19 protein-coding genes (1 of these 19 cut by a window edge) are annotated in these 18,962 nt (G+C 63.3%); 8 read left to right on the forward strand and 11 right to left on the reverse strand.

The genetic code is table 11. The features are described from left to right. Positions 1-53: 53 nt before the first annotated feature. From prmA to AC0KXH_RS04595, 6 genes are all read right to left on the reverse strand, one after another. Entirely contained in the window at positions 54-932 is an 879-nt protein-coding gene (gene prmA, locus AC0KXH_RS04570; protein ID WP_488224235.1) for a 50S ribosomal protein L11 methyltransferase, read from the reverse strand. A gap of 139 nt (positions 933-1,071) precedes the next feature. Beyond that, the gene (accC, locus tag AC0KXH_RS04575; protein ID WP_041111152.1) at positions 1,072-2,421 is read right to left on the reverse strand and encodes an acetyl-CoA carboxylase biotin carboxylase subunit; all 1,350 of its coding nucleotides are present in this window, start codon (positions 2,419-2,421) and stop codon (positions 1,072-1,074) included. Positions 2,422-2,438: 17 nt separating this feature from the next. Beyond that, on the reverse strand, positions 2,439-2,897 hold the full coding sequence (accB, locus tag AC0KXH_RS04580; protein ID WP_041111150.1) for an acetyl-CoA carboxylase biotin carboxyl carrier protein: 459 nt from the start codon (positions 2,895-2,897) through the stop codon (positions 2,439-2,441). A gap of 76 nt (positions 2,898-2,973) precedes the next feature. Continuing rightward, positions 2,974-3,417, reverse strand: coding sequence for a type II 3-dehydroquinate dehydratase (aroQ, locus tag AC0KXH_RS04585; RefSeq protein ID WP_041111149.1), 444 nt, complete (start codon positions 3,415-3,417; stop codon positions 2,974-2,976). 147 nt (positions 3,418-3,564) lie between these two features. Beyond that, positions 3,565-5,325, reverse strand: a complete 1,761-nt coding sequence (locus AC0KXH_RS04590; RefSeq protein WP_488224236.1) for a protein-disulfide reductase DsbD — start codon at positions 5,323-5,325, stop codon at positions 3,565-3,567. A 61-nt stretch (positions 5,326-5,386) separates the two neighbouring features. Then, a complete protein-coding gene (locus AC0KXH_RS04595; protein WP_200628013.1) occupies positions 5,387-5,722 on the reverse strand; it encodes a Rieske (2Fe-2S) protein in 336 nt (111 codons plus the stop codon). A gap of 130 nt (positions 5,723-5,852) precedes the next feature. Between AC0KXH_RS04595 and AC0KXH_RS04600 the strand changes: the two genes are divergently transcribed. Then, on the forward strand, positions 5,853-6,752 hold the full coding sequence (locus tag AC0KXH_RS04600) for a ChaN family lipoprotein (RefSeq protein WP_488224237.1): 900 nt from the start codon (positions 5,853-5,855) through the stop codon (positions 6,750-6,752). Between the two features lie 185 nt (positions 6,753-6,937). On the opposite strand, the gene AC0KXH_RS04605 is transcribed toward AC0KXH_RS04600, so the two are convergent. The 4 genes from AC0KXH_RS04605 to AC0KXH_RS04620 form a co-directional block, all read right to left on the reverse strand. Then, positions 6,938-7,735 carry a Crp/Fnr family transcriptional regulator gene (locus AC0KXH_RS04605; protein ID WP_061336850.1) on the reverse strand — a complete coding sequence of 266 codons (798 nt, stop codon included), beginning with the start codon at positions 7,733-7,735 and terminating at the stop codon, positions 6,938-6,940. A 99-nt stretch (positions 7,736-7,834) separates the two neighbouring features. Beyond that, positions 7,835-8,104, reverse strand: coding sequence for a TfoX/Sxy family protein (locus AC0KXH_RS04610; protein WP_041111141.1), 270 nt, complete (start codon positions 8,102-8,104; stop codon positions 7,835-7,837). Between the two features lie 3 nt (positions 8,105-8,107). Continuing rightward, positions 8,108-8,911, reverse strand: a complete 804-nt coding sequence (locus AC0KXH_RS04615; protein ID WP_488224238.1) for a class I SAM-dependent methyltransferase — start codon at positions 8,909-8,911, stop codon at positions 8,108-8,110. A gap of 72 nt (positions 8,912-8,983) precedes the next feature. Then, complete coding sequence (locus AC0KXH_RS04620) at positions 8,984-10,546, reverse strand: bifunctional aminoglycoside phosphotransferase/ATP-binding protein (RefSeq protein ID WP_488224239.1); 1,563 nt, start codon at positions 10,544-10,546, stop codon at positions 8,984-8,986. A gap of 157 nt (positions 10,547-10,703) precedes the next feature. Between AC0KXH_RS04620 and mrcB the strand changes: the two genes are divergently transcribed. From mrcB to AC0KXH_RS04635, 3 genes are read left to right on the forward strand one after another with little or no spacing between them, the layout of a single operon-like run. After that, a complete protein-coding gene (mrcB, locus tag AC0KXH_RS04625) occupies positions 10,704-13,016 on the forward strand; it encodes a penicillin-binding protein 1B (RefSeq protein WP_312570688.1) in 2,313 nt (770 codons plus the stop codon). A 57-nt stretch (positions 13,017-13,073) separates the two neighbouring features. After that, positions 13,074-13,784: a tetratricopeptide repeat protein gene (locus AC0KXH_RS04630; RefSeq protein WP_488224589.1), complete on the forward strand. Its 711-nt coding sequence runs from the start codon at positions 13,074-13,076 to the stop codon at positions 13,782-13,784. Next, positions 13,784-14,104 carry a YqcC family protein gene (locus AC0KXH_RS04635; RefSeq protein WP_061340567.1) on the forward strand — a complete coding sequence of 107 codons (321 nt, stop codon included), beginning with the start codon at positions 13,784-13,786 and terminating at the stop codon, positions 14,102-14,104. Before AC0KXH_RS04630 ends, AC0KXH_RS04635 begins: the two co-directional genes overlap by 1 nt. On the opposite strand, the gene AC0KXH_RS04640 is transcribed toward AC0KXH_RS04635, so the two are convergent. Continuing rightward, the gene (locus tag AC0KXH_RS04640; RefSeq protein ID WP_488224240.1) at positions 14,091-14,528 is read right to left on the reverse strand and encodes a DUF4124 domain-containing protein; all 438 of its coding nucleotides are present in this window, start codon (positions 14,526-14,528) and stop codon (positions 14,091-14,093) included. The genes AC0KXH_RS04635 and AC0KXH_RS04640 overlap by 14 nt on opposite strands. Before the next feature lie 404 nt (positions 14,529-14,932). Between AC0KXH_RS04640 and AC0KXH_RS04645 the strand changes: the two genes are divergently transcribed. The 4 genes from AC0KXH_RS04645 to pssA form a co-directional block, all read left to right on the forward strand. Next, positions 14,933-16,657: an acetolactate synthase 3 large subunit gene (locus tag AC0KXH_RS04645; RefSeq protein ID WP_041111293.1), complete on the forward strand. Its 1,725-nt coding sequence runs from the start codon at positions 14,933-14,935 to the stop codon at positions 16,655-16,657. Positions 16,658-16,659: 2 nt separating this feature from the next. Further along, complete coding sequence (gene ilvN, locus AC0KXH_RS04650) at positions 16,660-17,151, forward strand: acetolactate synthase small subunit (protein WP_041111129.1); 492 nt, start codon at positions 16,660-16,662, stop codon at positions 17,149-17,151. 78 nt (positions 17,152-17,229) lie between these two features. Beyond that, positions 17,230-18,246, forward strand: a complete 1,017-nt coding sequence (gene ilvC / locus AC0KXH_RS04655; RefSeq protein WP_041111127.1) for a ketol-acid reductoisomerase — start codon at positions 17,230-17,232, stop codon at positions 18,244-18,246. A 145-nt stretch (positions 18,247-18,391) separates the two neighbouring features. Beyond that, positions 18,392-18,962, forward strand: the 5' portion of a protein-coding gene (gene pssA / locus AC0KXH_RS04660; protein ID WP_041111125.1) for a CDP-diacylglycerol--serine O-phosphatidyltransferase. The gene runs 269 nt beyond the window's last position; 571 of the gene's 840 nt are visible here — the first part of the coding sequence; the start codon lies at positions 18,392-18,394; the stop codon falls past the right edge of the window.

Consider the following 18,962-nt stretch of genomic DNA (forward strand, 5'->3'; position numbering starts at 1 on the left):
GGAAAATGCCGGCTAGTCTAGCGCAGGCGATGGCTGATCCGGCAGCGCTGCCGTTAGCGGCGCACGCCGCTGATTCGCACCCAGCCATCCTTTTCGGCCGTCGGGTCAAGATCAAACGCGGCCTGGTAGGCACTGCGGACCTCGTCGGCCTGTTCGGCCAGAATCCCGGACAGCGCCAGGCGCCCACCCTTTTTGACCAGTGCGGTAATGGTCGGTGCCAGCTCGACCAGCGGGCCGGCAAGGATGTTCGCAACCACGACGTCCGCGGGCTCTTGCGGCAGGTCGGCCGGCAGGTAGACCGGGAAAGCGTCGGCCGCCAAGCCGTTGCGGCCGGCGTTGTCGCGCGAGGCCTCCAGCGCCTGTGGATCGATGTCGGTGCCGCGCGCCGAAGCGGCGCCGAGCAGCAAGGCGGCTATACCGAGGATGCCCGAGCCGCAGCCGAAATCGAGCACGCTGCAGCCGCCAAGGGGCTGGCCGTCCAGCCACTCCAGGCAGAGGGCGGTGGTGGGGTGGGTGCCGGTACCAAAGGCCAGGCCGGGGTCCAGCAGCAGATTGACCGCCTCGGGCTGCGGTGCTTCGTGCCAGCTCGGTACGATCCACAGGCGCCTGCCGAAACGCATGGGCTGGAAGTTGTCCATCCAGCTACGCTCCCAGTCCTGGTCTTCGATGCGCTCGAGTTGGTGCTCCGGCACCTGGCCGCCGCGCAGCAGCGCGAGATGCGCGAGCAGCGAGTCGCCGTCGGTGTCATCCTCGAACAGGGCGAGCAGGTGCGTGTGGGTCCAGAGCGGCGTCGTTCCCAGGTCGGGTTCGAAGATGGGCTGGTCCTCCGCATCCATGAAGGTGACCGAAACGGCGCCGAGTTCCAGCAGCTGGTCTTCCAGTTCGGGCGCCTGCTCGGGCGTGATGGCGAGTCGGACTTGCAGCCAGGACATGGGAGGCCTCTTCGGGATGGGCAGGGATGGCGGGCAAGCTTACTGGAGAGGGTGCAGCGCGGCCAGTGCAGCGAGGGGTTGCGAAAACGACAGAGGCCGCCCGGAAGGCAGCCTCTGTTTGCAGCGCCGGGCCTGTGGCTCAGTGCTTGTCCATACCCAGTTTCTTTTCCAGGTAATGGATGTTCACGCCGCCCTTGCAGAAGCCAGCATCGCGCGTCAGCTCGCGATGCAGCGGGGCGTTGGTCTTGATGCCGTCAACGATCAGTTCGTCCAGGGCATTGCGCATCCGGCCCATGGCCTCGTCGCGGCTGCCGCCGAAGGTGATCAGCTTGGCTACCAGCGAGTCGTAGTTCGGCGGTACCGCATAGCCGTCGTACAGGTGCGAATCGACGCGAACGCCGTTGCCGCCGGGCGCATGGAAGTGCTTCACCTTGCCCGGGCTCGGCATGAACGTGCGAGGATCCTCGGCGTTGATCCGGCACTCGATGGCATGGCCGCGAATCACCACGTCTTCTTGCGTGATCGACAGCTTTTGGCCGCCGCCGATCAGCAGCATTTCCTTGACGATGTCCACGCCGGTGACCATTTCGGTGACCGGATGCTCGACCTGGACGCGGGTGTTCATCTCGATGAAGTAGAAGTTGCCGTCTTCATAGAGGAACTCGAAGGTGCCGGCGCCGCGGTAGCCGATGTCGAGGCAGGCCTGCACGCAATGGGCCTGGACCTTGCGGCGAGCCTCTTCGTCGATCAGTGGCGCAGGAGCTTCCTCGATCACCTTCTGGTGGCGGCGCTGCAGCGAGCAGTCGCGGTCGCCCAGGTGGATGGCGTTGCCCTGGCCGTCGGCAAGTACCTGGATCTCCACGTGACGCGGATTGACCAGAAACTTCTCGAGGTAAACCATCGGGTTACCGAAGGCAGCGCCAGCTTCGTTACGGGTGAGCTTGGCCGAGGCGATCAGGTCCTCTTCCTTGTGCACCACGCGCATGCCGCGACCACCGCCGCCGCCTGCGGCCTTGATGATCACCGGATAGCCCACTTCGCGGGCGATCTTCAGCGCTTCTTCCTCGTCTTCCGGCAGTGGGCCGTCGGAGCCCGGCACCGTCGGTACGCCGGCCTTCTTCATCGCATCCTTGGCCGAGACCTTGTCGCCCATCAGGCGAATGACGTCGGCGGTCGGGCCGATGAAGGTGAAGCCGGACTTTTCCACCTGTTCGGCGAAGTCGGCGTTCTCGGCAAGGAAGCCGTAGCCGGGGTGGATGCCGTCGGCGCCGGTCACTTCGGCGGCCGCGATGATGGCCGGAATGCTCAGGTAGGATTTGGCGGAGGCCGCCGGGCCGATGCACACCGACTCGTCGGCCAGCGAGACGTGCATCAGATCACGGTCGGCGGTGGAGTACACCGCGACGGTCTTGATGCCCAGCTCCTTGCAGGCGCGCAGTACGCGCAGCGCAATTTCGCCGCGGTTGGCGATCAGTACTTTTTCCAACATCGTTGGCTCCCGGCGGTTCAAACGATGGTGAACAGCGGCTGATCGAACTCAACCGGATGGCCATTTTCCACCAGGACGGATTCGATGGTGCCGCTGGTCTCGGCCTCGATGTGGTTCATCATCTTCATGGCTTCGACGATGCAGAGGATGTCGCCTTTCTTCACGGTCTGGCCGACGTCGACGAAAGGCTTGGCTTCCGGCGAAGAGGCGCGATAGAAGGTGCCGACCATCGGCGAGCGAACCACGGTGCCGTTCAGCTTTGGCGCGGCCGGCGCCGATTCGCCTGCGGCGGGTGCGGCAGCAGGTGCCGGGGCAGCGACCGGCGCGGGAGCCGGCGCATAGACCGGTTGCTGCACGGCCATCTGCTTGCTGTGGCGACTGATGCGAACGGATTCTTCACCTTCGTGAATCTCCAGCTCGTCGATGCCCGACTCTTCCAGCAGTTCGATCAGTTTCTTGACTTTGCGAATATCCATGAAGCGTTGACTCCCAGGCTAAGTTCAGAGGGCATTGCCGTTCGCAGTCTCCCGAGGCTGACAGGTGCGTCGCCGGTCAGGAAGCTGCGATGTGTTCCAGGGCGGCATCCAGGGCGAGGCGATAGCCGCTGGCGCCGAGGCCGCAAATCACTCCAACCGCTACGTCGGAGAAATAGGAGTGATGGCGGAAGGGTTCCCGTTTATGCACGTTGGATAGGTGCACTTCGATGAATGGGATGCTCACCGCAAGCAGCGCGTCACGCAATGCGACGCTCGTATGGGTGAACGCGGCGGGATTGATGATGATGAAGTCCACGCCTTCGTCGCGCGCAGCGTGGATGCGTTCGATCAGTTCGTATTCGGCGTTCGACTGCAGGTGCAGCAGGTGATGGCCGGCCTCGCGCGCGCGCTGCTCGAGGTTCTGGTTGATCTGCGCCAGGGTAACGGCGCCGTAGACGCCGGGCTCACGCGAACCCAGCAGATTGAGATTCGGGCCGTGAAGGACCAGAAACGTGGCCATGGATGTCCCTTGTTCTTCTCGTTGGCACGGCGCGCGTGGAACCGCGGCCGGAAAAGGCCAAGACTATGCATGAAGGCCGGGCTGACTGTCCAGTCATGTGGCGATCGGCGGAAATGGCCGCACGATATCTGGAATTCGCCGCGCAAATCACAGCTGGTCGGCGGCGATATCCAGCTTCGTGGCGAATTCGCCGGCGTCCAGTTCGCCTACCACTCGCGCGGCGCCGATCTCGGCCCCCTGGCGATCGAAGAAGAGGATCGCCGGAGGGCCGAACAACTGGTAGCGGTCCAGCAGAGCGCGTTGCTCGGCATTGCTCTCGGTGATGTCGAAACGAACCAGGCGGTAACCGTTCAGGCGCGGGGCGATCTGCGTGGCGCGAAACACCTCGCGCTCGATCACCTTGCAGCTGATGCACCAGTCGGCATACCAGTCGAGCAGCAGCGGCTGGCCCGCCTGTCTGGCGGCCGCAAACTGGCGCTGCAGCTCTTCGGGGGTGGAAACGCTATGCCACCGATCGGTCGTTTCCGCCGTTTCGGTCGGCAGCGCGCGTGCCAGCGGACGCAATGGGTCGTCGGCTCCCTGCAGCGCACCGACCCAGGCGGCCAGGGCATAGACCAGCAGCGCCAGGCCTGCCAGCTGTGCGAGCTTGCGAGGCGAGGTCTTGGGTACGAATTCGAGCGCACCGAGAAAGATCGCCGTTCCGGCCGCGAGCGTGCCCCACAGTGCCAATGCGAGCGGGCCGGGCAGGATGCGTTCGAGCATCCACACGGCGACGGCCAGCAGCAGCACGCCAAAGGCGTTGCGCACCTGCACCATCCAAGGCCCGCTCTTGGGCAGCAGCGCACTACCGCCCGTTGCGAACAGGACCAGCGGCGTGCCCATGCCCAGACCCAGTGCGAACAGCTTCAGACCACCGCCAAGGGCGTCTCCGCTGGCGCTGATGTACAGCAGCGCGCCGGCCAGTGGCGCCGAGACGCAGGGCGAGACGAGCAGGCTGGAGACGGCGCCCAATAGCGCGGCGCCGGCAATCGATCCACCCCGGGCACGGTTGGCGAGACCATCCAGCCGGGCGCTGATCGCCTGCGGCAGGCGCAGTTCGAACAAGCCGAACATGGCAAGGGCGAAGGCGACGAAGAACAGTGCAAACGGGACCAGTACCCAGGGCGATTGCAGCCTGGCCTGGAGGTTGAGTTCGGCGCCGAACTGCCCCATCAGCGCGCCGAGCAACGCGAAGCCAGTCGCCATTGGCAGTACGTACGCCAGCGAAAGCGCCAGGCTGCGGCCGGTGCTTGGCTGACCGCGCAGGACCACGCCGGACAGAATCGGCAGCATGGGCAGTACGCAGGGGGTAAAGGTCAGGCCGAGGCCGGCGAGAAAGAACAGCAGCACCGAGCGCAGCAGCGGCTCGCCATCGGTGCTCGCAGCCTGGGTCTGCTCGCCTGCCGGAGGCTCGTCGCCAATGGTGAGCATCTCGGTTTCTGGCGGATAGCAAAGCCCCTGGTCGGCGCAGCCCTGGTAGCTGACACGCAGACCGAATGACCGACTGTCGGGGTTGCTGACCGGCAGCTCTACATCGAGCACGCCGTAATACACTTCGACCTCGCCGAAGTAGTCGTCGGTCTTCTGCTCCCCCCTAGGCAGTTGAGCTTCGCCCAGGGTCACGCCGGGGGTGGTCGTGGTGAACTGAAACCGATGCCGGTAGAGGTAGTAGCCAGGCGCGGCGATGAAGCGCAGCTTCACTTGTTTGGGGGAGCTCTGGGTGACGCTCAGGCGGAAGGCTTCGCGAACCGGAAGGAAGTCGGCACTGTTGTTCAGCGTTCCCAGCGCGGGCGGTTGCTTATCGAACAGCCCTGCCTGGGTCAGCGGGGGCAAGAGCAGCAGAAACAGCAGGGTCAGCACACGGCGCATGGTCGTTCCACCTGAAACAGTGCGCGGCATCATACCCAAGCTCGTCCAGCATGGCGCGCGGTCAGTCGTCATCCCGGCCTTCCTCTTTCAGGCAGATCCAGCCTCGTTCCTCTATGTGTGGCAATGCCCGTAGCGCACGGCCTTCGCAAGGGCCCGCGACACAGAGCCCGGTTTCGATGAGAAACAGCGCGCCGTGGCTCGCGCATTGCAAAAGGCTGCCACTGTCGTCGAGAAAACGATCCGGCTGCCATTCCAGCGGTAGCTGGCGATGAGGGCAGCGGTTTTCGTACAGATACACCCTGCCATTGCGCCGCACCGCGACCAGCCGCAGCTCGGGCAGCTCGAAGCCGCGGCTTTGGCCTTCGCCTATTTCGTGGCCAGGACAGAGACGAATCATCTTCGGGCTCCCGCGCAAAAGAACGCATTATCCGCTTCGCTGCGGTCGCGGCAATCGCCCCGGATGCTGTCCGGCGCTGCGCATGCGATAGTCGCCGGCAGTCCCGTACGTTCGCTTGTGAGGTGTCTCGATGCGTCGCTGTCTTTCGTTGTTGTGCTTGCTACTGGCCGCGTGCAGTTCGTCAGCTCCGGTCTTGCCGCAGTGGCAGGCGACCGAGGGGCTGGAGCACAGCGAGGTCGGGCGCATCGTCGACTTGCGTACGGGGCAGGCGATCGATCCCCGGCAGCTGGTCGAACGGCTAGCGCCCGCCGAGCGGGTCATCGTAGGGGAGCGCCACGACAATCCAGACCATCACAGCCTCCAGCTCTGGCTCCTGCAGGCGCTTGCGCACGAGCGCGCGCAGGGCAGCGTGCTGCTGGAAATGATCGTTCCGGCACAGCAGGCCCGGGTTGATCAGGCGCGAGCGGACTTGGCGCGCGGCGACAGGCCTGCCGATCTGCCCGCCCGGCTGGACTGGTCTGAAGGCTGGCCGTGGAATCTCTACGGATCGCTGGTGAGCTATGCGCTTGCTCAGCCATACCCGCTGCTGGCTGCCAATCTGGACCGAAGCGAGATAGTGGAACTCTACCGTTCCCCTGTGCCGATACCCGGCAGAGCCTCGTCCCGGCGGGCGGTGATCGAGGCGCTGACGGCGCAGATCGTGCAGTCGCATTGCGGCATGTTGCCCGACACTCAGGTGCCTGCGATGGTCGGCATACAGCAACAACGTGATCGACGCATGGCCGAGCGGCTATTGGCCGCGCCGGCGCCGGCCCTGTTATTGGCGGGCGGCTTCCATGCGCGCCGCGATGTCGGTGTGCCGCTGCATATTGCCGACCTGGGTGGGCCAGCCCCATTGGTGGTGATGCTTGCCGAGGTCGGTGAGCCGGTCGAGCCGCGGCAGGCAGACTTTGTCTGGTTCACCCCGGGCCTGCCGGAGCAGGATCACTGTGCGGGCTTCAAGGCCGCGGCCGACGGCGGAAAGCCCTGAGTCGTTTCGTCAGGCAAAAAAAAAAAGACCCGGCGGGTGCCGGGTCAAAAACCGTGATTAGCCTGATGAGGAGATAACCCGAAAGTCCGACTGCCTAGGCTTTCAGTTACCGGCTGATCTCGCGATCAGTTGAGGTAATAATAACAATTCTCATTAGCGAGTCAAGCACTCGGATGCACCTTTCGTCACGCCACGGTGGCGAATCGCAACTGCGTCAGCTCCTTGTTCAGCAGATCGATTCGCCGGGCCATGCTCTCGATCAGGCTGTGTGCAATCCGCGGATTGCTCTGGGCCAGGCCGATGAACTGCTCCTTGGGGATGACCATCACCGTACAGGGTTCGCTGGCGATGACGCTGGCGCTGCGCTTTTCCTGAGTGAATACCGCCATCGCACCGAAGATCTCGTCCTTCTGCACATCACCCACCTTGTGCCCATCGACGATGGCATCCGCACGCCCTTCGATGATGATGAAGACATTGTCGGCTTCGTCCCCCTGGCGAATCAGCTCTTCTCCGGCCGCGAAATGCTGGAACCCCGTCGTCGGTCGCAGCTCTGGCTGCCTGAAGCGTGCGAGGGCATCGGATAGCAGCGCCGTCTGCCCCGCCAGGTACTGCACGAACAGCTCCTGGCGCTCAGGCGCGGCGTGGATGTGGCCCAACGCCGCGCTGCGCGAGTAGGGCACGAGCAGCACCGGCTCATCGCTGCGGTAGCGGCATGGCGGGAGCTCGCGACCCTGATAGAGACCGAGCAGGTCGCCTTCGTGCAGGTAGCACAGCGGTTTGTCGTCGATCAGCACATGCAGCAGGCCGCTCTCGATCAGGTACAGCTGCTGTTCCGGCAGCTCGGCGCCGAGGTCGTCGGTGCGGCGGCATTCCAGCGCCGGGCCAGCCGGTGCCAGTCCCTCGAGCAGTTGGGCTGGGATGCCCTGCAGGCGCTGAATCAGTTGGTCTGCATAGGCAGGTTGCTCGCCGAGTAGGTACATGTCGACAATCCTTGAGCGAACGGGTGGGGCGAAGGGGCAATGGGCGAACGATAGGCGTGGCGCGGGGGGGAGTAAACGGTACGAATCGGAGGATGTGAGCTAGCTCCGGTTGCGCAAAAAAGCTTCCAGTTCCCGGTTCAGCTCGGCTTTGACTGTGGCCGGTAGCCTTTGCCACTGGCAGTCCAGAAGGGCGCCTTCGATGGCGTACAGCAATACGCGCGAGGCGCCGAAACCGCGGGCCTTGACGGCGGCATAGCTGTCGACGGCGCCACGCTTGCGCAGGTCTTCGACACTATGGATGCCGCAGGCATGCAGCCACTGGACGGATGTCTTGCCTAGGTTGCGCAGGGCGAGAAGTTCGTCGTGCATGTGTTACCCCGTGGCGCAACGGTGCGGATAGCCGGCGATCAGGTGCAGCGGCCAGCGGATCGTGCGAGTGGTCGCGGGCGCGCCCCAACGGCTCGATAGTTCCGCAAGCAGTGCATCGACGGGGTCGCTGGCGTGTAGCTGACGATACTTGGCAACCGCTGACCAGGTCCGCAGATAGCCGACGAGCTGTGCCAGGTTCCAGCGGGTCTCGAGCGCAAACTCCGGTGCGGCGAGCCGGGCGAACGGCACCTCGATGTCGCAATAGCCGGCGTCGACGCTGCGTCGGCCCTCCGGCCAGCAGCCGCGAAGGGTATCGCCGTGGAGCGTCCCGATCAGTTCATCGATCGCCGGCGTCACGCTGAGCAAGCTGTAGCACCAGGCGCAGAAAAAGCCCTCTGGACGCAGTGCGCGGCGAATTTCTTCGAAAAAGACGGGTGTGGCGAACCAGTGCAGGGCCTGCGCAACCACCACCAGGTCCAGCGAGCCATCGGCGACAGGGATTTGTTCGGCGTCAGCGGCGAGGCGTCTTACGCCCTGCCAGTCTTCACCGCTGGAAAGCTGTTCGACGCTGGCATCGCAGCCGATGACCTCATCGAAATGCATGCGCAGGGCGCGCGCGGCCTGGCCGTTGCCGCAGCCGATATCCAGCGCCCGTTCGCGCTGCGCGCAACGCTGTGCGAGCCAGTCGAACAGGACGCTCGGGTAGGTTGGCCGGAATGCGGCATAGGCTCCGGCGTTGGCGGCGAACAAGGCCACGCTGTCGCGCGAAGGGGCGGTCGATGGTGCTGCGGTGCAAGAATCGGTCATGGCGAGGCATCGACGGGACGATGTCGCCAGTATAGGCCGCGTCGACGGGCTCTGCCGGACGCGGCCGTTGGCTCAGAGCCCAGGTAGCCGCTGGCGAATCGCCCCGACGAGACTGTCAAGGCTGGCGGCGTCGTTGGTTTCCACGCGGCGGGCGACCAGCAGCTCGCCCTCGTCCAATGGTTCACGGCTGGCCTGTTGGGCGCGAACCACATCGAGATTGGCGTCGGATGGGTCGTGACCCTCAAGCTGGCGCTGAGCCAGCCAGAGTTCGATGACCGCGTCGGGCGCGTTGCAATCGAGAATCACGAATGGGACACCCGTGCTTTCTGCCATGCTGGCGGCGGCCGTGCGCTGTGCGCGCTTGAGGTAGGTGGCATCGATCACGACCGAGAAACCGGCCGAGAGAATGGCCCCAGCCAGTTCGTGGAGGCGGGCGTAGGTAGCTTCGCTCGCCGCCTGGCTATAGATGCCCGAATCGAGCCGTCCGGTCGCCTCCTGGGGTTGCGTGCCGAGCAGACGCTTGCGCTCCACGTCCGAGCGCAGACGGATGGCGCCAAGCGCTTCGACCAGACGCATGGCGACGTGGCTCTTGCCCACCGCCGAAACGCCATGCGTCACCGCTAGAAACCTCGACGGGATGGCGCTGTAGCTCTCGGCCAGGTTGGCGTAGCTGCGGTACTGGCGCAGGACCACCTTGCGCTGGACCGGGTCTTGCTCCTGGTACAGGCGGAACAGGCTGACCTTGGCTCGTACGAGGGCACGGTAGGCTTTATAGAGGTTCAGCAGCTGCAGCGCCGCGTAGTCGCCGGTTTGCTCGAGCCAGCCGTTGATGAAACGACGCGCCTGGCACTTGAGGCCGCGATCCTCCAGGTCCATCGCAAGAAAGGCCGCGTCGGATGCGATGTCGATCAGGCGGAAGGGCTCGTTGAACTCGATGCAGTCGAACAGCACGACCTGGCCATCGATCAGCGTGGCGTTGCCCAGATGCAGATCACCATGACACTCGCGAATGAAGCCCTCATCGCAGCGGGCCTGCAGCACCGGTTGCAAGCGACTGATGCTGGTTTCCATCCACTGCTCGAGACTGTCCAGCTGCGCCAGGTCGCTCGCTTCGTTGAGCAACGGACGGATCTGCTCAAAATTCTGCCGCATCGGGGCAACGATGGCTTCGGGAGTATTGAGCGCATGGTCGGCGGCGATGTGTGGCGTGCTCAGGTGAAAGCTGGCGATACGGTCGGCCATCTGGTCGATGTGCGCTTCGGTCAGTTCGCCCCGTGCCTGGAGTTCGGCCAGTAGCTGGGCCTGGGGGAACTCGCGCATCTGCAGCGCATATTCGATAGGCTCGCCCGGGCCGCCAAGCTGCGGTGCCTGTGCGCTACCGGTAATCGGCAGTACCTGCAGGTAGAGGTCCCCGGCCATGCGCTGGTTCAGCCGTAGTTCCTCTTCGCAGAAGTGCCTGCGGGCGGACAGCTCGGTGAAGTTCAGGAAGCCGAAGTCCACGGGCTTCTTGATCTTGTAGGCGTAGTGGCCGGTCAGGATGACCCAGGAAATGTGGGTTTCGATCACCCGGAACGCATCGACCGGGTGGGGATAAAGGGCGGGGTTCTGTAACGCGCTGATCAGATCTTGGCTCACGGTCACTCCTTGCTTCGAGAGTTGGCGCCAGGCGGGCCGGAACGCTTTACAGGCCACACCGTGAAAAAACGCCGGCATTATCACTGCTCGTTCCGCTGCTGGAAACCGTCGAGAGGCGCTCGGCCGTGCATGACAAAGCTGCGTATAATCCGCCGCCATGACTAAGTCCCGCTCCCCTCGCAATCGCACTCGACGCCGATCCAGTGCCGCCCGGCCGTGGCTGGGTTGGGTCGTCAAGCTGTCGATCGTCGGCCTCGTGATCCTCGCCGGTTTCGCCGTTTATCTCGATGCCATCGTCCAGGAAAAATTTTCCGGCAAGCGCTGGACCATCCCGGCAAAGGTCTACGCGCGTCCGCTCGAGTTGTTCGTCGGGCAGAAGCTGGCCAAGGACGACTTCCTCGCCGAGCTGGACGCCCTTGGCTATCGGCGCGAGAAGGCCGTCGCCGGTCCTGGCGGCGTTTCCGTGGCCGGCAACAATGTGGAGATGCAGACCCGCGGTTTTCAGTTCTATGAAGGCGCCGAGGAGTCACGACGCATCAGGGTGCGCTTTTCCGGTGACTTCGTTGCCGGGCTAAATAGCGCTGACGGCTCCAGCCTGGCCGTCGCGCGCCTGGAACCGGTGTTGATCGGCGGCCTTTATCCGGCGCACAACGAGGACCGCATCCTGATCAAGCTGGATCAGGTGCCGCCCTATCTGGTCCAGACGCTGGTGGCAGTCGAGGATCGGGAGTTCTTCGAGCACTTCGGCGTTTCGCCCAAGTCCATCGCCCGTGCCGTTTGGGTGAACCTGACGGCCGGCGCGGTGCGTCAGGGCGGCAGTACGCTGACGCAACAGCTGGTGAAGAACTTTTACCTCACCAACGAACGCAGCCTGACGCGCAAGGCCACCGAGGCGATGATGGCGGTGCTGCTGGAGCTGCACTACGACAAGCAGGAGATTCTCGAGGCCTACCTCAATGAGGTCTTCCTCGGCCAGGATGGTCGGCGTGCCATCCATGGCTTCGGGCTGGCCAGCCAGTACTTCTTCGGCCAGCCGCTCGCCGAGCTGAAGCTGCACCAGATCGCCCTGTTGGTCGGCATGGTCAAGGGGCCGACCTATTACAATCCGCGCCGGCATCCGGAGCGCGCACTCGAGCGGCGCAACCTTGTGCTCGACCTGCTCGCCGAGCAGCAGGTCGTCGATCAGGCCGAAGTCGCAGCCGCCAAGCAGAAGCCGCTCGGGATCACCCAGCGCGGCAGCATGGCCGACAGCTCCTACCCGGCCTTCCTTGATCTGGTGAAGCGTCAGTTGCGTGAGGACTATCGCGAGGAAGACCTTACCGAAGAAGGACTGCGGGTATTCACCAGCTTCGATCCGATTCTTCAGCTCAAGGCCGAGCAGGCCATGAGCGATACGCTCAAACGCCTTGGCAAGGGGGCTGAGGCCGTCGAAGGCGCCATGCTGGTGACCAATCCGGAAACCGGCGAAATCCAGGCGATGCTGGGCAGTCGGCAACCTGGCTACGCTGGCTTCAACCGGGCTCTTGATGCGGTTCGGCCGATTGGCTCGTTGATCAAGCCGGTGATCTATCTGACGGCACTGGAGCGTCCCAGCCAGTACACGTTGACCAGTCTGCTGGAAGATGAGCCCTTCTCGGTCAAGGGCGCGGACGGGCAGGTGTGGCGACCGCAGAACTACGACCGCAAGGCGCACGGCACTGTCTATCTCTACCAGGCGCTGGCCAACTCCTACAATTTGTCGACCACCCGCTTGGGCCTGGATCTGGGTGTGCCGAACGTGCTCAAGACGCTGCAGCGCCTCGGGGTATCTGTCGACTGGCCGGCTTATCCTTCGATGCTGCTCGGGGCTGGGGCGCTAAGGCCGATCGAGGTCGCTGATGTGTATCAGACGCTTGCCAACGGCGGCTTCAACACGCCGTTGCGCGGCATTCGCAGCGTACTGACCGCCGAGGGCGAGCCGCTCAAGCGTTATCCGTTCCAGATTCAGCAGCGTTTCGATCCGGGCGCCATCTACCTTACGCAGCGGGCCATGCAGCGCGTGATGCATGAGGGCACCGGGCGTTCGGCGTACAACCAGCTGCCACGCTCGCTCAACCTGGCGGGCAAGACCGGGACCACCAACGATCTGCGTGACAGCTGGTTTGCCGGCTTCAGTCAGGACTTGCTGGCGGTGGTATGGCTAGGGCGCGACGACAACGGCAAGACGTCGCTGACCGGTGCTACCGGCGCGCTGCGGGTGTGGACGGATTTCATGCGGCGGGCCGATCCGTTGCCATTGAACTCGCCGCTGCCGGAAAACGTCGTGCAGGTCTGGGTCGATTCGCGCACCGGCCAGGGCACCGATGAACGTTGTCCTGGTGCGGTTCAGATGCCCTACATTCGGGGTAGCGAGCCGGCTCCGGGGCCGGGTTGTGGTATTCAGGCGCCTGCCGAGTCGGTCATGGACTGGGTCAGGGGTTGGCTGCAGTAGCGTTGATTGCGCGGCTGCCACTAGGAGTTCGAAAAGGTGTACGTGAACAAGCAATTGATGGCTTTGTGCGTGATTGCCATGGCCGTGCAGGGATGTGCCAGTGTCGATCGCCGCGCGATCCCGGTGGTGGACTCTGGTGCGCCGGTTTCCGAGCAGACTGTTGCACGTCAGGCGTACCGGCCTGCCGGCGCGGCTCCGGCACCCGCCGGGCAAACGGCGGATTCGGGCGTCATGGTAATGGTGCCACCGGGCAATTCGGCGCCCTTACAAACGTTCGCGGCGCCAGATGCCGGTACCGTCGATAGTACGCCCGGCGCAACGCCGCAATGGGATTCGGGAGCAGGCGCTGTCGGCACGCCGTCCATGGGGACGCCAGTGCCGGCCGCGCCTGCACCGGCGCCGACCGGCGTGCCGTCCTCAGGTGGGCTCTCGGCAGACGAGCAACTCGACGGGCCGGTGCTGGCATTGCTCACCACGGCCCGCCAGCAGCAATCCGGGGGCGACCTCAACGGTGCCGCCTCGAGTCTGGAGCGCGCGCAACGGATCGCGCCGCGTGAGCCGCAGGTGCTCTACCGGCTGGCCCAGGTTCGGCTCGAGCAGGGCGATGCTGTGCAGGCTGAGCAGCTATCGCGGCGCGCGCTGAGCTACGCCAGCGGCCGTCCTGCCTTGCAGGCGAGCCTCTGGGAAATGATCGCGCAGGCACGCGAACGGCAGGGCGATGCAGCAGGGGCCGCAGCCGCTCGCCAGCGTGCCAAGGTCAGTCTGTGATGGATCGGCGTATACCGGAACTGGCCGATGTGTTGTTGCTCATCGAGCGCGAGCTGAGGGTCGCAGGGCTGTGGGCCGACGTGGCGCCCTCGGCCCAGGCGCTGGCCAGCAGCGCGCCATTCTGCGTTGATACGCTCCCGTTCGAGCAGTGGCTGCAATGGGTGCTCTTGCCAAGAATGAAGCAGATCGTCGAGCAGGAGTGGCCCCTGCCTAGGGTATCGGGGCTAGGTCCCATGGCCGAAGTGGCCTACGCGGGGCGACCGCTGGCTGGGTTGATCGAGGCGCTAGAGCGCTTTGATCAACTGCTCAGCGAGGGTTGAGGTCACACTCCTCGGCAATCTTCTTCTTTGTTTCGGTGATGCGTGCCTGGCGCTCCTCCTCACCGATGCGGCGCAGTTCGCCACCTTCTTCGACCCGAACGCGCGGGTTGCTTTGCAGTTGAGCCAGGTTGGTGCGCAGTGTTTCGCAGTATTGTTTGCGCTGTGCCTCTTGCTCGGCGACCTGACGCCGAACTTTCTCGTCGATTTCGGCCTGCGGGTCCTTTGCTTCCGCGCGCGGCGGTGTCGGCGCGACCGGGGCCGGCGGGGCGGCGACCGTATTGATGGTTTGCGCCGGCTGATCTGGTGGAGGTTGAGCTCCGAAATGTGTTGTTCCCTGGGCATCAACCCATTTGTATACCTGGGCCGCCCAGGCAGGGCTGCCGAGCACGGCCAGAAGGCTGGCGGCGACGAGCATCGAGCGCATCGAGAATCCTTAACGGGGTGTCTTGGTGGCTGCACTATAACCAAATCGGTAGCCGGCGCTTCTGTACCAGGTCACAGCGCAACGCCGCGCAAACGCAACGGCAGACTTGACTTGGCTGCCTCTAATCCGAACAATCCGAGGCTTGCTGTCCTGAGCAGCTCGCCGCAAGCGGGTCTCCGCTCAGTTTGACAAGCATGAGGTGCTACCCGCGCCGACTCCGCATCACCCGCAACGCGTTACCTCGCGCTGGGTGGGACTCCCGCAACACTAGGGCCGTCCCGATACTGGCTCGTCAGTGGCTGACGTAGTCGGCGACTACCGTCGCTCATGCCCTGCTCGGCAGTAAACCTATTCCTGGCTGTTCCAAGAGGGATCAGCCGTCTGGCGTTTCAGAGGTGAACAACGTGGAACTGTTATCCGGCGCTGAAATGGTCGTCCGCTTCCTGCGTGACGAAGGCGTTAAGTACATTTACGGGTATCCGGGCGGTGCTCTGCTGCATATCTACGATGCGCTGTTCAAAGAGCCCGAGGTGACGCACATCCTCGTGCGCCACGAGCAGGCCGCTACACACATGGCCGATGGTTATGCCCGCGCGACCGGCAAGGCCGGCGTTGTGCTGGTGACATCCGGCCCGGGCGCGACGAATGCGATCACCGGGATTGCCACCGCCTACATGGACTCGATTCCCATGGTGGTCATCTCCGGGCAGGTGCCAAGCAACATGGTCGGCACCGATGCGTTCCAGGAAACCGACATGATCGGGATTTCCCGGCCAATCGTTAAGCACAGCTTCATGATCAAACATCCCTCGGAGATTCCCGAGGTGATGAAGAAGGCGTTTTACCTCGCCCAATCGGGGCGCCCTGGTCCGGTGGTGGTCGATATCCCGAAGGACATGACCAATCCGGCCGAGAAGTTCGAGTACGTCTACCCGAAGAAGGCGAAGCTGCGCTCTTACAGTCCGGCCGTACGCGGGCACTCTGGTCAGATCCGCAAGGCAGCGGAGCTGCTGCTTTCGGCCAAGCGCCCGATCATCTATTCCGGTGGCGGTGTGATCATGGGCGGGGCCTCCGAGCAGCTCACCGAACTGGCGAAGATGCTCAACCTGCCGGTGACCAATACCTTGATGGGGTTGGGGGCATTCCCGGGCACCGATCGTCAGTTCGTCGGCATGCTCGGCATGCACGGCAGCTACACGGCGAATCTGGCGATGCACCATTCGGACGTGATTCTGGCCGTGGGCGCCCGTTTCGATGATCGCGTCATCAATGGCGCGGCCAAGTTCTGCCCTAACGCCAAGATCATTCACATCGACATCGACCCGGCCTCGATTTCCAAGACGATCAAGGCCGACATCCCGATCGTTGGTCCGGTCGACAGCGTGCTGAGCGAGATGGTTGCGATCGTGAAAGAGATCGGTCAGGCACCGAATGCCGAGTCGCTTGCCAGCTGGTGGAAGCAGATCGAAGAATGGCGCGGTAATCGCGGCCTGTTCCCCTATGACAAGGGCGACGGCTCGATCATCAAGCCGCAGACCGTTGTCGAGACGCTGTGCGAAGTCACCAAGGGCGATGCCTATATCGCCTCGGATGTCGGCCAGCACCAGATGTTTGCCTGCCAGTACTACAAGTTCAACAAGCCCAACCGCTGGCTGAACTCTGGTGGCCTGGGCACCATGGGCTTTGGTCTGCCTGCGGCCATGGGCGTGAAGCTCAACTTCCCGGACGCCGAAGTCGCCGTGGTGACGGGGGAGGGCAGTATCCAGATGAACATCCAGGAACTGTCGACCTGTCTGCAGTACGACTTGCCGGTGAAGATCGTCAATCTGAACAACGGTGCGCTCGGCATGGTCCGCCAATGGCAGGACATGCAGTACAACAGTCGTTACTCACATTCCTACATGGAGTCGCTGCCTGACTTCGTCAAACTTGCCGAGGCTTACGGTCATGTCGGCATGCGTATCACCGATCTGAAGGATCTCAAGCCGATGATGGAAGAGGCCTTCGCCATGAAGGACCGTCTGGTGTTCCTCGACATTGCCGTGGACAACACCGAGCACGTCTACCCGATGCAGATTCGGGACGGTGCGATGCGTGACATGTGGCTGAGCAAGACGGAGCGGACCTGACCATGAGACACATCATTTCCCTGCTGATGGAAAACGAGCCGGGCGCGCTGTCCCGTGTCGTCGGTCTGTTCTCCCAGCGCAACTACAACATCGAAAGCCTGACCGTCGCGCCGACCGAGGATCCGACTCTGTCGCGTCTGACCCTGACGACCATCGGTCACGAGGACGTCATCGAGCAGATCACCAAGAACCTGAACAAGCTGGTCGAGGTGGTCAAGCTGGTGGACCTGTCCGAGAGTGCGCACATCGAGCGTGAACTCATGCTGATCAAGGTCAAGGCCACCGGGGCGCAGCGTGCCGAGGTCAAGCGCACCACGGACATCTTCCGCGGCCAGATCGTCGATGTGACGCCAAGCGTCTATACGATTCAGCTCGCCGGTACCAGTGACAAGCTGGACAGCTTCATTCAGGCGATCGGCACTGCGGCGATCCTTGAAGTGGTTCGTAGCGGCGTAACTGGGATCTCGCGTGGCGACAAGGTGCTGAGCATCTGAGGCGATGCGCCGCATTCGCGGCGCGTCACGGCAAACAGTTTATTGAAGGGCCCACGAGGCCAGTAACAGGGGTATTACATGAAGGTTTCCTACGATAAGGACTGCGATCTTTCCATCATCCAGGGCAAGAAAGTCGCAATCATCGGTTACGGCTCCCAGGGCCATGCTCACGCGTGCAATCTGAAGGATTCCGGCGTTGACGTAGTGGTCGGCCTGCGCACTGGTTCGCCGTCGGTGGCCAAGGCAGAGGCCCATGGTCTGACCGTCAAGCCGGTGAAGGAAGCTGTTGCTTCGGCTGACCTGGTGATGGTTCTGACTCCGGACGAGTTCCAGGGTCGCCTGTACAAGGACGAGATCGAGCCGAACCTGAAGCAGGGTGCAACCCTGGCTTTCGCCCACGGTTTCTCGATCCACTACAACCAGGTCGTGCCGCGCGCCGATCTCGACGTGATCATGATCGCACCGAAGGCGCCGGGTCACACCGTGCGCTCCGAGTTCGTCCGTGGCGGCGGTATCCCTGACCTGATCGCGATCTACCAGGACGCATCCGGCAATGCCCGTAACGTCGCGCTGTCCTATGCCTGTGGCGTCGGCGGTGGTCGTACCGGCATCATCGAAACCACCTTCAAGGACGAAACCGAAACCGACCTGTTCGGTGAGCAGGCCGTTCTCTGCGGCGGTTGCGTCGAACTGGTCAAGGCCGGTTTCGAAACCCTGGTCGAAGCGGGCTACGCTCCGGAAATGGCCTACTTCGAATGTCTGCACGAGCTGAAGCTGATCGTTGACCTGATGTTCGAAGGCGGTATCGCCAACATGAACTACTCGATCTCCAACAACGCCGAATACGGCGAGTATGTCACTGGTCCGGAAGTCATCAACGCCGAATCCCGTGCTGCCATGCGCAACGCTCTGAAGCGCATCCAGAACGGTGAGTACGCCAAGATGTTCATCACCGAGGGTGCGGCCAACTATCCGTCGATGACTGCTTATCGCCGTAACAATGCGGCACACGGCATTGAGGTCGTCGGTGAGAAGCTGCGCGCGATGATGCCTTGGATCGCGGCGAACAAGATCGTCGACAAGAGCAAGAACTGATCGACATGATCACGAAGGAACGCGGCCAAGGCCGCGTTTTTTCGTTTAAGGGCGCATTCTTGGTATAAAGCGCGTGGCTGGATGATGAACCGCGTAAGCGAAGCTCTGTCCATTCTTTCGAACCCGCAGTAAATGGTGATCGTGCATGACCGAACATCCCGACGAGTCGAACACTCCCAACGAGCCGGAAAGCTTGTTACCCATCGATGAGCATGTCGAGGAAAGCCATGACTCCGATGGCCGGAAGGTACGTCACCGCGGCGTTTACTTGCTGCCCAACCTGTTTACGACGGCGAACCTGTTTGCTGGTTTTTTCTCGATTATCAGTGCGATAAACGGCAACCTGCATGTCGCCGCGGCAACCGTTTTCGTCGCCATGGTGCTCGATAGCCTGGATGGCCGAGTTGCCCGTTTGACCAATACGCAGAGTGCCTTTGGCGCCGAATACGACTCGCTGTCAGACATGGTGGCTTTTGGTCTGGCTCCGGCTCTGCTTGCCTACGAGTGGGCTTTGTCCGAGCTTGGCAACGTGGGGCTGACCGTGGCGTTTATCTATGCCGCTTGTGCGGCCTTGCGCCTGGCACGTTTCAACACGCAGATCGGCAAGGTCGACAAGCGCTGGTTCATTGGGCTGGCCAGCCCCGCTGCCGCCGGGGTTGTGGCCGGCTGGGTTTGGGCGGTTTGGGCGCTTGACGAGCAGGGTGTCGCTGGCGGTG

Source organism: Stutzerimonas sp. CXK-1 (assembly GCF_057738225.1).